Origin of the sequence: Candidatus Clostridium helianthi, from assembly GCF_045310795.1 — a bacterium.
GTDB classification, from domain to species: Bacteria; Bacillota; Clostridia; order Clostridiales; family Clostridiaceae; genus Clostridium; species Clostridium helianthi.
In genome coordinates this window covers 99,568-114,815 of the sequence record NZ_JBJIAB010000004.1, presented here as the reverse complement: position 1 = coordinate 114,815, position 15,248 = coordinate 99,568, and the positions used below count along the sequence as shown (strand labels likewise).

At 28.2% G+C, this 15,248-nt stretch carries 9 protein-coding genes; 4 read left to right on the top strand and 5 right to left on the bottom strand.

All coding sequences use genetic code 11. From position 1 onward, the window contains the following. From ACJDTP_RS04820 to ACJDTP_RS04810, 3 genes are all read right to left on the bottom strand, one after another. Entirely contained in the window at positions 1 to 975 is a 975-nt protein-coding gene (locus tag ACJDTP_RS04820; RefSeq protein ID WP_103697699.1) for an RluA family pseudouridine synthase, read from the bottom strand. A 93-nt stretch (positions 976 to 1,068) separates the two neighbouring features. Further along, positions 1,069 to 2,250 (bottom strand): M20 metallopeptidase family protein, encoded by a 1,182-nt coding sequence (locus ACJDTP_RS04815; protein ID WP_103697698.1) that lies wholly within the window; start codon positions 2,248 to 2,250, stop codon positions 1,069 to 1,071. A gap of 153 nt (positions 2,251 to 2,403) precedes the next feature. Then, positions 2,404 to 4,497 (bottom strand): cell division protein FtsA, encoded by a 2,094-nt coding sequence (locus ACJDTP_RS04810; protein ID WP_406760635.1) that lies wholly within the window; start codon positions 4,495 to 4,497, stop codon positions 2,404 to 2,406. 266 nt (positions 4,498 to 4,763) lie between these two features. On the opposite strand from ACJDTP_RS04810, the gene ACJDTP_RS04805 reads away from it, so the two are divergent. Next, positions 4,764 to 5,393 (top strand): hypothetical protein, encoded by a 630-nt coding sequence (locus ACJDTP_RS04805; protein ID WP_406760634.1) that lies wholly within the window; start codon positions 4,764 to 4,766, stop codon positions 5,391 to 5,393. 500 nt (positions 5,394 to 5,893) lie between these two features. Here ACJDTP_RS04805 and ACJDTP_RS04800 read toward each other — a convergent pair whose 3' ends face one another. Then, on the bottom strand, positions 5,894 to 7,636 hold the full coding sequence (locus ACJDTP_RS04800) for a solute:sodium symporter family transporter (RefSeq protein ID WP_406760633.1): 1,743 nt from the start codon (positions 7,634 to 7,636) through the stop codon (positions 5,894 to 5,896). 450 nt (positions 7,637 to 8,086) lie between these two features. On the opposite strand from ACJDTP_RS04800, the gene ACJDTP_RS04795 reads away from it, so the two are divergent. The 3 genes from ACJDTP_RS04795 (at position 8,087) to ACJDTP_RS04785 (ending at position 12,849) form a co-directional block, all read left to right on the top strand. Further along, a complete protein-coding gene (locus ACJDTP_RS04795; RefSeq protein ID WP_406760632.1) occupies positions 8,087 to 9,826 on the top strand; it encodes a sensor histidine kinase in 1,740 nt (579 codons plus the stop codon). A gap of 59 nt (positions 9,827 to 9,885) precedes the next feature. After that, positions 9,886 to 11,511, top strand: coding sequence for a response regulator transcription factor (locus ACJDTP_RS04790; protein ID WP_406760631.1), 1,626 nt, complete (start codon positions 9,886 to 9,888; stop codon positions 11,509 to 11,511). Positions 11,512 to 11,853: 342 nt separating this feature from the next. Further along, positions 11,854 to 12,849: an arabinose ABC transporter substrate-binding protein gene (locus ACJDTP_RS04785; RefSeq protein ID WP_406760630.1), complete on the top strand. Its 996-nt coding sequence runs from the start codon at positions 11,854 to 11,856 to the stop codon at positions 12,847 to 12,849. Positions 12,850 to 12,943: 94 nt separating this feature from the next. Here the strand turns inward: ACJDTP_RS04785 and ACJDTP_RS04780 are convergent, their stop codons facing one another. Then, positions 12,944 to 14,959 (bottom strand): ATP-dependent helicase, encoded by a 2,016-nt coding sequence (locus ACJDTP_RS04780; protein WP_103697692.1) that lies wholly within the window; start codon positions 14,957 to 14,959, stop codon positions 12,944 to 12,946. Between the last annotated feature and the right edge of the window lie 289 nt (positions 14,960 to 15,248).

Here is a 15,248-nt window from a genome sequence, read left to right as displayed (position 1 = left end):
CTATCTAAGTGAGAACTTAAATACATCTTGCTTTATTTTTTTAAATATTGGAGGTAATGCCAATGCTATAGTCTTGTTTTTTAGATATTCTAATTTTCCGTTAATTTTTCTAAAATTCAACTTATAAGCATATAAATACTGAAAATTTAGACCATATTTACTTTCAAAAAATGAATTTAATTTCTTATCTCCATATTTATTATCTCCAATTATAGGGTTTCCTAAATGTGCTAAATGCGCTCTAATTTGATGACTTCTTCCTGTAATCAAGTGTATTTCTAAAAGTGAATATGCACCATTGCTTTCCACTATACTTATTTCCATTGATATTTTTTTTGAGTTCTTAACCTCAGTATCGTATATCTTAGATGTGTTAGTTTCAGGATTCTTTAATATGTACGCCTCATAAAGTCCAGCTCTTATTTTTCCTTTTGCCAAAGCGTAATAATATTTTCTTATTTCATCTTCTCTAATGGCTTCATTTATGGCCTTTAAACCTTCGAAAGTCTTTCCGAAGATGACCATTCCTGAAGTATTTCTATCTAATCTATTGCATGCTGCTGGTGTAAATGTTATTTCGTTTTCTGGAATATAGTCACCCTTGTCATTTAAATAAGAAAGAACATAATCTGTAAGAGTTGGTTCTTCACTATTATTGCTATCTGAATGAACTAATACATCTGGCCATTTTTCAATTACTACTACATTTTCATCTTCATATGCAATCTTGATTCTTTTAGGATCAACTTTAATAAACTTTTCTTTTTTATCTTCTTTGTTACTTTGTATGTATTTTATTTCTACTACATCGCCTTCTTGTAAGAAGTATTTCTCATTTTCTTTTTTTCCATTAACCCTTATATCTTTTTTTCTTAAAGCTTTAAAAATTGCGCTTAATGGCACATCTTTTAATAATTTTCTTAAAAATTTATCTAATCTCTGACCTGCCTCGTTTGGACCTATTTCTATTTTCAAATATAATCACTCCTAAATTTATTACCCTTAGCATTATCTAGTTTTTTAAACATATTGTCAATTTATTTTACATAAAATTGCAAAATAATACTATTACTTTGTTAAATAATTAAATGCTGCCAAAGCTTGAATAGAAACTCCAATTGGAAGACAATCCTCATCTATATTAAACAAATTACTATGTGCTGGCTCAGTAGTATTCTTTTCTTTATTTCCTGAACCTAAAAAATAAAATGCGCTTGGTCTTTCATTTGCAAAATAAGCAAAACTTTCAACTCCCATTTTAGGCGCTTTTTGTTCTAAAACATTTTCTTTTCCTAAAATTTCATTTGCGCTATCACTTATTAAATCTACAAACTCATCATCATTATATAAGCAAGGATAACTTTCTTCTATTTTTATTTCTGCTTTAGCTCTTGACATAACTGCAATCCCATTTACAATTTCATTTAATCTTTTTATTGCAAATGCTCTATCTTCTTTTGTCATTGTTCTAATCATTCCACTTAAAGTAGCTTCTCCTGGAATAATATTCTGAGCAGTTCCTGCATGTAATGTACCAACAGTTATAACAATCGGATTAACTGGTGATATTTCTCTACTTACTATTGTTTGAAGTGCTACTACAATATGACTAGCAATAACAATAGGATCAACAGTAGTATGAGGTGATGCTCCATGACCTCCTTGACCTGTTATCTTTATACTAAACGGATTTGAGGCTGCATTAACTACACCTTTTTTTATTTTTATAGTGCCACATTTTGTTTCCTCATCAACGTGAAGTCCAATAACGCAATCAACTCTTGGATTATCTAAAACTCCCTCATTTATCATAGGCGTAGCTCCACCAGTAGTTTCTTCAGCAGGTTCAAATAATAACTTTACTGTACCGGAAAACTTATCTTTATTATCATTTAATAATTTTGCTGCTCCCATAAGTATTGTTGTATGAGCATCATGTCCACAGGCATGCATTCTTCCATCAATTTTTGACTTAAATTCGCAAGTTTTCATATCCTTAATAGGAAGTGCATCAATATCTCCTCTTAAGGCTATAGTTTTATTATTTCCTTCTTTCGTACCTTTTATAATTCCGCATACACCTGTTTTTGCTACTTCAATATACTGAATGTTATTAGCTTCTAAAAAATCCTTAATTACTTTAGAAGTTCTAACTTCTTCAAATCCAAGTTCTGGATGTTCATGTAAATCCCTTCTTATTTTTACAAGTTCGTCTTTTATAAGATTAGCTTCTTTCTTGAAATCTATCACTTCTCTAATTCCTCCATATTTAATAATAATTAAATTTTTAAGCATATTTAAAGAAGACAATATGCCAATTGTACAAAATAAATTCGCATATCGGCTTATTTTAATTTTGAATATGCCTAAATTTAAAATATTAGCTTTAAGAAATAATAAGCTTTAATTATCACTCCAAAAAACTTCTATTATATCTCCATCTTTTATATTTGCTGTGTATGGTGCCTTTTCCCCATTTAAATTCAAGTTAATTATTCCTTTTGGAACTGTTAAGTCAAAATCTATATATTCAAATATATCTACTATTAGATATTGAACTTTTCCTTTCAATATTACGCTTTCTCCATTGATATTAACTGTTATATTATTAATTTCATCTTTAGCAATTGCTATTTCAATTTTGTCTGAATCATTATTTTCAGAATCTTCATCGCAGCTTTCTACATTCTGTATTTGTGTCGTCTCTTTATGATTTTCCTTATCATTTAACTGCGCAGCCTCTTCATGTCCTATATATGAATCCATTGCTTTAATTACAATGTGATCACCTTCTGAAATTTCATAATTATCTTCTAAGTATTCTCCACCTTTTAGTAATATTACTTCTTCTTTTAATATATACTTCTTAAATTCATTAACTTTACATGGCAAGAATACTCTTATTTCATCACCATTTTTTATTGTATAATCTAAACTTTCTATTTTCTCATTAACAAGCGTTACAGGTTCTATATTCATAATATTATCATCTAAATAAATAGAAACTGAATTTATGTTTCTTATATTTTCTGATAATTTAGGTGCTGCATCTTTTCCATTCTGTGCGTATTCTAGTATTATATTGTCATTTGCTTTAACTTCTGTTTCAAGAGTTGCTTCTTCTCCATTTATTGTGATCTTTGCATTAGTTCCATATTCACCAAAAACAATTCTTTTACATCCATTATAGTTAAACCTGACACTTTTACCATTTTTGCTTATAAGCAGCGATGGATTTATTCCCGCCTGAAGCAATACATCCATTATATTATGTTTATGGGAGTTAAATAAACTAATTGGGTCATTATTTAAAACAACATCAATAAAATCATTGCCCATACTACGTATCGCTGTTAAAGCTATTCCTAGAACAGTTACACCTGATGATCCCATATCATTATCTGAAACACACTCTATCACTGCCTGCCTATCTTTAATAGCTATTCTTTGAGGTGGTAATTTTAATTTATCAGCAATGGCCTCTAAAATTCCGGGTGTATGAGCTCCACCTCCTACTAAAAATACAGCACTTGGAGCCTTGCCCCCATTTAATTCTAAAATCTTTTTAGATATTTCTTCTCCAGTCTTAATAACAATAGAATCAATTAGTTTGTATACACTTTCTGATGATATTGTATTTTCCATACCCAGAACATCAATATATTTTATTTCTTCTTCTTTTACTATAGATCTTTTTATATTTTCAGCTGTATTAAAGTCTACTAAATATTCTTGAACAATAGTTTCTGTAATCTCATCTCCAGCCATTGGAACCATTCCATATGCAGATATACTTTCTTTAGAACTTATGGCTATATCTGAAGTTCCAGCTCCTATATCTACAAGCGCGATATTAAGCAGTCTTAAATTTTTAGGTATAGCAGCTTCCATAGCAGCTATAGGCTCTAAAGTCAAATTTACAACCTTTAGGTTAACCCTATTCATTACTGCATAAAGTGAATCAATTACAGATCTAGGTAAAAAAGTTGCTATAACTTCTGCCCCTATGTTTTCTCCCTTATGCCCTAATAAATTAGATATTAAAAACCCATTTAAGTAGAAATTTCTAACTGAATATCCAACACAATATAGTTTTCCTTCAGTTGTAGAAGCTATCTGATCTTCTGCTTTTTTTACTGCACTCAATTCAAGACTTCTTATGATTTCTTTATTAACTTCTTCATCATCATTAAGCTCAATATCTGCTCTTACATCAATAGTTCTTAAAAATCTACCTGCCGCCGCAATAGATACTTCATTTAGCTGTATTTCAAGTTCATCTTCGAGATAATTCTTAACTTTTTGAACAACAGACGCCACTAAATTAATATCGTGTATTTGCCCATCCACCATGGCTCTTTCTTCATGCTCTAAATATTTCTCACATACAACTTGGAACTTCTTATCTTTTACTATTCCTACTGTACCTATAATTGATCTAGTTCCTATATCTAAGGCAAAAATTATATCCTTTTGATTAAATCTTTTTAATTCCATATAAACACAACCAACCTTTATTGTTTTATTTATATTTTTAACTCCTGCATAAATATACTATAAATTATATATTATAAGCCAATTACATACAATGACTTAAAATATTTGTTCACAATTTTGCCTTACTTCAACTTATTTACTTATTAACTTCCCTCTGCTAAAATGGTAGAAGGTGTAATTGCCGTGATTTTAATACATTAAAATGATTAACTATAGAAATAAATGTATACCAAATTAAAATCATTAGTTTTTAAGAGGGGGATAACATGCAAAGTAGACCTAATATATCTTTATTAAAAAATAACTACTTAGAGACCTATCATGCTATACAAGCATGTTTGATGCAACATAACTTTAGCCTTTTATTACCAAGAAATATAGAAAAACAAATTTTTGATATTGTATTTACAGCTCAAAATCAGAAAGTTCCAACAAAAAAATTAGAATGCAACAAGGATCTGGATAAGTTTTGTAATAAGTTAATTTATGAGTATAATTCTTCAGTGTCTGCTATTCAACAAGCACTTGAAGGAATATTTACTTTTTCAATACTGGTTTTTTTCTTTACTTTACTAGATGTTTTATTTGAAAAAGGAGTATTAATGAGTACCTTAATTACTTGTATTCTAATATCTATAGGGTATTTCATCTCAAATACTTTTTTAAGACATAAGGAAACATCCAGTGCTAAACTTCGCTCCTTATTAATCTTTGGAATTGTGTTAATTCCATTTATGATTATGTCTTTTCTAAAGACTAAAATTCCTTCTTTAGCTGTCACCTTTCCATTTCTTGATAGTTTAATATTAACATTAATAACTGGTGTTATTAGCTTTCTTTCATACTCCATACTTTCAAAAAAGTATGATTTGTTTATATTTATAAGACGTAAATAATTTAATATTTTAGAATGTATATATACCTCAATTTAATTTATACATTATTATTTTAATTAGCACTTAGATTATTAGAATTTTAAATGTAAGTTTATTATTGCAACATATATAAAAGCTAGAAAGTATTAAACTTTCTAGCTTTTTGCCTTGATTATAATAAATACAAAGCTCCTATAAAGGAGCTAAGTAATGTTAAAAGAAAATAAATATTAAAAGGATGTTAATATTATATGAGAACATTAATCATTTAATGCACATCATTTATTGTTCTAAATAAAGCATTAATCAAAAAGTCTAAAATCTCCCCCTTAAATAAATAAGGTGGGAGATTTTATCTGAAGAGATGTTTGAAATTATATGGGTATAATATATTATGCAGAAACTCCTATAATAGTACTAACTTTATCAACTTACTAAATGATTGCTTAAGTATAATTTCTGCTTATACATAATGGGGATTAAATATGTGCATCTATACTAAATCCCCAATGACTTTTTAGTTAAAAATCCAATTTCTCTACTGAATTTCTGTAAACTAACTCTGCATTATCTCCCGCTTTCTTTCTTAGACCTCTTGCCTTTACTACTTTCACTAATCCATACATTACTACTGCAATTACGGCTATAGGTATCAATGTTCTAATTCCTATTCCATTTCCACTGGCAAATCCTAATTTTGAGCAAACAACATACATTGATACCATCAAGAATAATACTACTCCACAAGCTTCATAACGATATTCCCATGGCTTAATATCTACTACCTTATTGTCTTTTAATACATATTCCTTTTCTCTTGGTTTTATTTTACCAATGATTAGCATAATCATACATGTGATTACAAATAAGATTCCTAATTGATGAAGAAAATGCATTTCTGGTTTTATTATTAATTGAAGTGTTCCATAAGTTAATACAAAGAATATTATTGATATTTTTGCCGCTATAGCCGGTACCTTTTTTGTTACATATCCTATAAAAACTATTGTGAATATAGGCACATTGAAGAAACCATTTACTGTTTGCAAGTATTGGAATAACCCTTGTGGTGCATACATTATAAATGGTGCTATAGTCATTGAAATTATAGCTAACACAAGTCCAAATATCTTACCCTTTGATATTATTTCCTTATCAGACTTTCCTTTTCCAAATACAGGGCTATATACATTTAATGCAAATAAGGTTGATGCACTATTTAACACTCCATTAAATACACTTAATACTGATCCAAACATAGCTGCTGCAAAGAACCCAATTAGAGGTTTTGGCAATACATCGTTTACTAGTCTTGAATATAATAAGTCTGGATTTTCAACACCTGCTCCATATATATGAAAAGCTACTATTCCTGGTACTATAACTATTAATGGTGTTAATACTTTTAAAAGTCCAGCAAAAATTATTCCCTTTTGCCCTTCCGCTAAATTTTTAGCCGCTAATGCTCTTTGAATGATTGCTTGATCAGTTCCCCAATAATAAAGATTAACTAAAAGCATTCCTGTAAATAAAGTTCCAAAAGGTATAGGATCTTGTGATGTTCCTATAGCATTGAATTTATCCGGATGATTAACTAATATATTTGATAATCCTGTTGAAAAGCTGCCATGACCAAAATATATTATTCCAAAGATAGGTACTATTAATCCACCAATAGCTAGTCCTATACCATTTAGCGTGTCTGATACTGCAACTGCTTTTAATCCACCAAGTATAGCATAAATAAATCCTATTATACCGATAACCCAAACCATAATCCAAATACTAGCTGTATAGCTTATACCAAACATTTCTTGCACATTAAATATTTGAGCCAATGCAATAGCACCTGAATAAAGAGTTATTGGAAGTAAATTCGAAACATAACCTAATAAAAATAATATTGAGACTATCTTTTTAACACCTGAATCGAAACGTTCTTCAAGAAAATCAGGCACAGTTGTAACCCCTTGTTTTAAATATCTTGGAAGTAAAAATAAAGCTACAATTACAAGAGTAATACCAGAGCCAACTTCCCAGCCCATAACACTCATATTACTTGAGTAAGCTTGAGCACTCATGCCTACAAAATTAGATGCACTTAAATTTGTAAGTAATAAAGATGCCCCTATCACACCACCTGTCAAACTACGTCCACCTAAGAAATAAGAATCTTTTGAATTATTTTTTTGCCCCTTTAGCTTACGATACGTAATTGTTGCTACTAATACGATACAAAATAAAAATGAAATAACGGTTAACATGCTTTTTTCCTCCTTTAAAATTACGAACGTTTACATATCACATAGAATTCCACAATTGATTTTAATAAGTGCCCTAAATATAAACTGTTCATATTTCCGTAAACTACAGTATGTTATTGTTTTCTGTAATCGTTAATCACATTATATTGAAATCGTTCCATTATAAAAATCTTATTTATTAACTTTTCTTATAAAATATTAACTTAATTAAAAATAAATTTTATATATCCCTCTTTCATCGTTGGTTTTAAAAAATAATAAACATTTCTTTACTCCGATTTCCATACAGTACTCAATTAAAAATATTCATCATTTTTAATTTAAGATATATTCTACACCACATCTTTAATTTATAATTAGCCAGTACATAAATTTAAATCCACTATTAAGTACATACCTTCACTAGAATTCCTATACTCTTAGTGCTATAATTTCCTATGGTGATGATCAATGAAGGTAAAAAAAATCACAAAGATAAGAAATCGAATAACTATATATTTTTCAATTATAATACTTGGATTAACTTTAGCTGTTACGTCCTCTATAAGTTCTATTTTTTCTAAAGAAATAATTAAACAATATAATAACGTTGCTACTGAGAAAATAACTGTAATTTCTAAAATCCTTAATGAAAATTTAGATTCTATAAGGCATGATTCTTATATGATTGAAAATGATAAAAATATTTATGATTATATGTCTAAAGTTAATAGAAATAACTCTGCAACTCCAGAAACTAATACAGAATTTTTTAATACTCTTTCAGAATATTGTAAATGGAGTAACTATATAATTTCTATAATTCCTTTAACAACAGATAAAAAAATAATGGATCCTCTTTATTCACAATATCCTTATAGTGAATTAATTTATGGAAATAAAGAATTGGACAACTTTATTGAAAGTGGATATTCAAACAAATTTTCTTCTCCTAATACTTTTCCATTTAATTATGAGAATGCCGACTATGAAAAAAGAACAACTATAACTTATTTTTCTAGGTATTTGGATAAAGAAAACTACTCCCTTATCGGCTACCTTATGATCAATATAAAGAAAAAGAATTTATTTATGAACATAGATGATTACTGCCATGGAGTCTTTGATAGCACTTTTATTGTTGATAAAAATGGTAATCTGATTTATAAAATAGGAAATATTGATTATGACAATATAATGCTTGAAAAAGTTAATAATGATACTGTAAATGTTAATAACGTAAAGTATATGGAATTTAATAGTGTTATAGAAGCATATCCAGAATGGAGAGTCATTGGATTAATATCTTTGGACTCTTTAACCAGAAACCTTGATTCTATTCGATGGTTAATTTATTGTATTGGTATTTTTAGTATTGCAGTTGTAATTTTTATCAGCCACTTTACTTCAAAGAAAATTACAGATCCTATATATGACATTACAAAAGCAATGAATAAGTTTGAAAATGGAGAATGGCCAGACAAACTAGAGGCCAAAACCGAAGATGAACTTAAGTATCTTATAATTAGTTTTAATAAAATGATTTACAATATAAAAAATCTAATTGAACAAATCTATAAGGAAGAAGAGGAGAACAAAAAGCTTGAAGTTGAATCCATGAAAACCCAGCTGGATTTACTGCAATCACAAATAAATCCTCATTTTATACATAATACACTAAATACAATAAACTATTTGGCTATAAAAAATAATCAAAATGAAATAAGAGAACTTATTCAATCCTTTAATGGTCTGCTAAGGCAAAGCATATCAACAAGTAAAAAGCTTATAACCTTAAAAGATGAACTTACATGCACTCAAAATTATCTGAAGATACAGAAGTATAGATATGGAGATATAGTTAAACTAGTATGTAATATTCCTGAAGAATTGAATAACTGTTTAGTGCCAAAACTTATTCTTCAGCCACTTATTGAAAATTCTCTTTATCATGGAATAGTACCTAAAGGCTGTGCTGGGACTATAAAAATAGATATATTGCCACAAAAAGATTTTATAAAAATAAAAGTTATCGATGATGGCGTAGGAATTAGTAAGAGAAAATCAACTCACAAAGGCTTTAATGGTATAAGCCTAGATAACATAAGCGAAAGACTCAGACTATATTTTGGAAGCGAGTATGACTTAAAAGTATATAGCAAAACAGGAATTGGAACTTGTATAGAATTCAATATTCCATACATTTACTAGAGCACATTCGGGAAATAACAAGTCAGTGTGCCTTAATTCTAAAAAAGGAGGCAAATAGCATGTATAAAGTAATGATTGTAGACGATGAAATACCTGCACGAGAAATTCTCTTATGCATCATAAATTGGGAAGACACTGATTTTAGAATAGTATATAGTGCTTCAAATGGTAAGGAAGCACTTGACAAATATACTGATATAAAACCAGATCTTATTATTACAGATATACAAATGCCTATTATAGATGGCTTAGATTTAATAGAAGAAGTACAGAAAATAAATAAATCTCAAAAATTTTTAATATTAAGCTGCTATGAGGACTTTACGTATGCGCAAAGAGCTATGAAAATGGGCGTAACAGACTACTTGATAAAAGATTTAATAACACCTAATGATCTATATGGAATATTAGCAAAAACTAAAACTGATCTTGATAATATAACTATAAAAAAGAGTGAAATAAAAAAAGAACATAAACTTTTAAATTTTCTAAGGGAAAATAAGGATATTGCACTAAGAAAGCTTATATTTAATGATATAAGTCAAGATGATTGTTATAACCTTATTGAAAACCTTAACCTTAATCTAAATGGAAAACTTTTTGTTCTTTTCCTCATCCAGATAGATAACTTTTTTAAATATATAGAAGATGAGAATTTCTATACAAATACCCTTAACGAAATAATAAAAAATGTTTCTGAAAGCATCGAAGAACTCAATATTGGTGAATGTTTTTATAGTGAAAATGGAGAATTCACAGCTATTGTACGCTTGACGCCAACCATTAGTGAAGCAGATATAATAAATGAATGTTATTATTTAGCACAGGAAATAAGAAAAAGGATTTCCCTCATGCATAATATCAGCTTAACAATAAGTGTGAGCTCAACATTTAAAAAGCCATTTAAAATAAAGAAATACTTTGATGAAGCATTTAAACTTTCTAAAATGAAAGTATTCCTAGGCAATGATACTATAATTTTAAATAATACCTTTGTTAAAAATTTAGACTTAGATACTGATACTTTAGTAAAAAGAATTAATGCCATTAATATAGCTATTGAACAAAATAATATTGAAAACTTAAAATCAGAGTTAACTCACTTATATGATAAAGATATACGAGGATTTATGCAGTTTAATTATCTAAATTATATAAACTCCTCGCTCCTAGATTTAGTAGTAAGAACCTGTAATAGATATTCTATAGCTTATGAAGATATTTTTTCAACTTCATACCTACCTATAGAAATATTATCAACAAAAGAAACCGTTGAAGAAATGAGCGGATGGTTTATTGAGATCTTTACTAAAATAATAAATATTAATTTTAATAACTCTTTTAAAAATAAATATAGTAAAAAGGTTGCTGATTCCATAGATTACATAAACAAAAATCTCTTTAATCAATCTCTTAGTCTAACAGATATAGCAGAAAACATTAATGTCCATAAAGTTTATTTATGCAGAATCTTTAAAGAAGAAACAGGTGAAAATGTTACGCAGTATATTTTAAGAGCTAGAATTGAAAAATCTAAAGAAATAATTTTATCAACTAACTATAAGCTTTATGAAATATCAGACAAACTTGGATTTAATAGTCCTCAACAATTTAGTATTTTATTTAAAAAAGTTACAGGTATCACTCCAAACCAATTTAGAGACTCTTATTTTAAAAATCTATAGTTGGGTGATGGCTTGCCGAAATCAGAAATATTTTTGTTACGTAGGACTATGAAAATTGCGCTGAAAGGTTCTAAGTTGCAGGTTGCACCCAATTTAGCATGCTCCCACTAAAAGTAGTGACAAGCTAAATTGGAACAACCTACAACTAATAACCTTTAACAGCTCATTTTCAAATGCCTACTACACAAAAATATTTCTGATTTCTAGTTAAGATATTCACTTAAGATTTATTAAACATGTTCATCTATACTATATATTACCTATTTCTAATATAGTGATTTAGTTAATTTATAACTACTCCAAATATATATTTTAACAATTGTGAAAGGAATTTATATTTACATGAATAAGAAAATACTTTTAGTTGTAATAATAATTTTATCTAGTTTTGCTTTCTCTTGTGATACTACAACTTCTAAACAGAGTTTAAAAAAATCTGATTTAGTTATTGCTGTTATTTACAAAACTTTAGATGAAGCTTGGTTTCAGGAAGAAAGTGAAGCTGCAAAAAAGAAAGCTTTGGCTATGGGAGCAAAAGATGTAATTACTATAGATGCTAAAATGAATCCTGATGTGTATTTATCTGCTTTGGATAATTTAATTACTCAAAAAGTAGATGGTATATTAATATGCGTTCCTGATCAAAAATTAAGTAAAATCACTGTAGATAGATGTAAGAAATCAAATATTGCTGTTATAGCCTGCGACGATCCTCTTACTGATGATGAAGGTAATTATATTGCACCATTTGTTGGAATAGGTTCTAATCAAATCGGAAGGGATATGACTAGTCTCATGGTTGATTATTTAGAAAAGAATAATAAATTAAGTGATCCTAATTCTTCAGGACTTCTGCTTATGTCAATGGATTCTGTATCTAGTTGCATACCTAGAACTGAAGGACAATTAGAAACATTTAAAAATAAACTTCCAAGCTTTCCAAGAGAAAATATTTTTCAAGCTGAATATAATGGACAATCAGAAAAAAGTTTTTATTCTGCTGCCTCAACTATAACCTCTAATAAAAATATAAAAAATTGGTTTGTCATGTCTGCAAATGAAGCTGGCACCATTGGTGCAATAAAAGCACTGGATCAATCTGGTCTTGCAGAAAATTCTGTTGCTGTAGGGGTAGGTGGATATGTAGCAAAGGATGAATTTCAAAAAGAAAACTCTCCTCTTATAGCTTCCGCATACATAAGTGCTACAGAAGTTGGAGAAATCGCAGCTCAGGAACTTATGGAGAATCTTTTACTTAATAAAAATATTCCTGATAAATATTTGGTAAAAGATAAAGTGATTACAAAAGATAATTATAAAAATCTTGTGATTAAATAATTTAACAATAAAATAACTCCATTCACATAATAATTTCTCAACTGTTACATGAATGGAGTTCTACCAACTTAAATTTAATTATTATCTTTTTAATTTAACATTTTGATATTAAATTGTTATCAACCAAAATTTTCAAAGAAAAACTTCTAAAAATTCCATCATCAAACTTCAATTTAATCTTATCTTTGTCATTTTCATCAAATCCAGCAATCTCTCCAATACCATACGTTCTATGGGCTACTTTATTTCCAATCTCGTATCCATAAGTATCAACTGGCATATCATTTAATTTTCCTTCGATAATAAACCTCGAAACATCCTTAAATTGGCCTTTCCTGCTTCTCGGAGAAAATAGATAAAGGTTATCTATTGCCCTAGTTATTCCAACATAGAAAAGCCTTCTCTCCTCTTCTATATTATCTTTTATACTATTTGAATGTGGGATTGTTTCTTCTACACAATTTATAACATAGACATTTTTAAACTCCATTCCTTTCACACCGTGTATAGTACTTAAGATAACGCCTTCTCTCTTAGTTTTTCTTTTACTTTCCTCTATACTTTGTTTTACTTCCTCTATATGTTCTAGAAATTCAAATATAGTTTTATATCCTTCTGCTGATAATTTAAATTCTTCTATTATATCTTCTAAATCCTCAAAACTTTGATTAAATTTATTAGCATATTCCTGAAGATAATCTCTATATCCTAAATCCATTACTATATATGCGATTGCTGATGATAAAGATATCTTATTTAAATAGTTTATATCCTTTCTTAGCTCATCGAGTTTTTTCTTTTGAAATGGTGGTGTATCATCTTTGCTAATCATTATAGTGAATGGACTTTCTTCTCTATCATAATTTTTTATATAAAATAAATTTCCCTTACTTATATATCTGAAAGGCCTATTTATTATTTGCAAGAAACTATTTCTATCGAACTCATCTACACTTAATCTTAAGTATGAGATTAAATCTCTACAAATAAAATGCTCAAAAAAATTATATTCTCTATCAAGTAGCGTAAATGGAATCTTTCTTTTAGTTAATACATCAATAATAGACATAGACTCTATATTAGTCCTATACAATACTGCATTTTCTTCATAATTAATTCCTAAAGTTTTATTATTTATAACTATATCAGTCAAACTTTCTGCCTGCATCTTTTCATTATATGGATTAAACCACTTAACAATGCCATCACACTCTTTATTCCATTTTATATCTTTATTATTTCGCTTTTCATTATAGCCTATTACAGCTTTTGATTTATCAACTATATTCATTCTACTTCTATAATTTATAGATAAATAATATTTTTTCCCACCTATAAATATTTTATCAAAGTTAACCATATACTCTGGCTTTGACCCTCTAAAAGAATAAATACATTGATCTTCATCTCCCACTGCAAAAAGATTATTATCTTCCCCCTCATTTATTAACCTTAAGAAATCTATTTGCATTTCATCACAATCTTGAAATTCATCAACTAAAACATACTTGAATAATTTCCTATAAGACAACAACATATTCTTATCATTCTTTAGCAGATCTAATACTTCTATAGCTAGATCATCAAAATCTCTTTTATTATGTTCTCTTTTATACTCTTCATATTTTTCTAATGCTTCTTCAAAAATTTCTTTTGCAATTGATGGCTTAAACTCATTTAGAGGAACTCTTGAAGTTTTATACAAAGAAATGTTATTTATTGCTTCTTTAATCTTATCTTCATTAACTTCATCAAAGTATTTGCCTAAAATATTACTAACTATTTTGTGAACAACGGCTCCATCAATTATATCGATATTTCTTCCACATCTCAAAAGTATCTTATAAAATAATCCATGGAATGTCCCAAAAAATGGTGAACTGTTCGTATTGAATTTAGATACATATCTATTCTTCATATTCTGAGCTGCAGCTTTTGTAAATGTAATTACTATTATATTTCCATTAGCTACTCTTTTATGCTTTACTAGATAATCAACTCTATTTATTATAACCGTAGTTTTTCCAGATCCAGGTGCTGCAACTATCAAGACATTTTTTTCTTCTGCCTTTACTGCATCCATCTGATATTTATCAAGATCGTACCCCACTGTAATGCTCCTTCTTTCATTCCTATTTACATTTCAGCATTTATGAATTTCTTTATATAAGACTTACATATTTTAAATTCTTTCCATAATTACTATATGAATTTCATTTTCCTCTCATAATACTGAATATTTTCTACTTAAATTCAAAAAATTAATATATGTCTGATTTTAAGTTATAAGCAACTATATTGTAATCAAACTCTTATAGATGTACAATAGTTTTATGCATTTTAATTTATAATGGATTAAACGATAATTATAAAATAAAATTATTTACATGTTTTTTTAA

What these genes read in the sequence shown, in the direction of transcription:
- ACJDTP_RS04800 (WP_406760633.1), bottom strand. Translation starts at nt 7,636, where the DNA reads ATGTTAACCGTTATTTCATTTTTATTTTGTATCGTATTAGTAGCAACA.
- ACJDTP_RS04790 (WP_406760631.1), top strand. Translation starts at nt 9,886, where the DNA reads ATGTATAAAGTAATGATTGTAGACGATGAAATACCTGCACGAGAAATT.
- ACJDTP_RS04785 (WP_406760630.1), top strand. Translation starts at nt 11,854, where the DNA reads ATGAATAAGAAAATACTTTTAGTTGTAATAATAATTTTATCTAGTTTT.
- ACJDTP_RS04805 (WP_406760634.1), top strand. Translation starts at nt 4,764, where the DNA reads ATGCAAAGTAGACCTAATATATCTTTATTAAAAAATAACTACTTAGAG.
- ACJDTP_RS04795 (WP_406760632.1), top strand. Translation starts at nt 8,087, where the DNA reads ATGAAGGTAAAAAAAATCACAAAGATAAGAAATCGAATAACTATATAT.
- ACJDTP_RS04810 (WP_406760635.1), bottom strand. Translation starts at nt 4,497, where the DNA reads ATGGAATTAAAAAGATTTAATCAAAAGGATATAATTTTTGCCTTAGAT.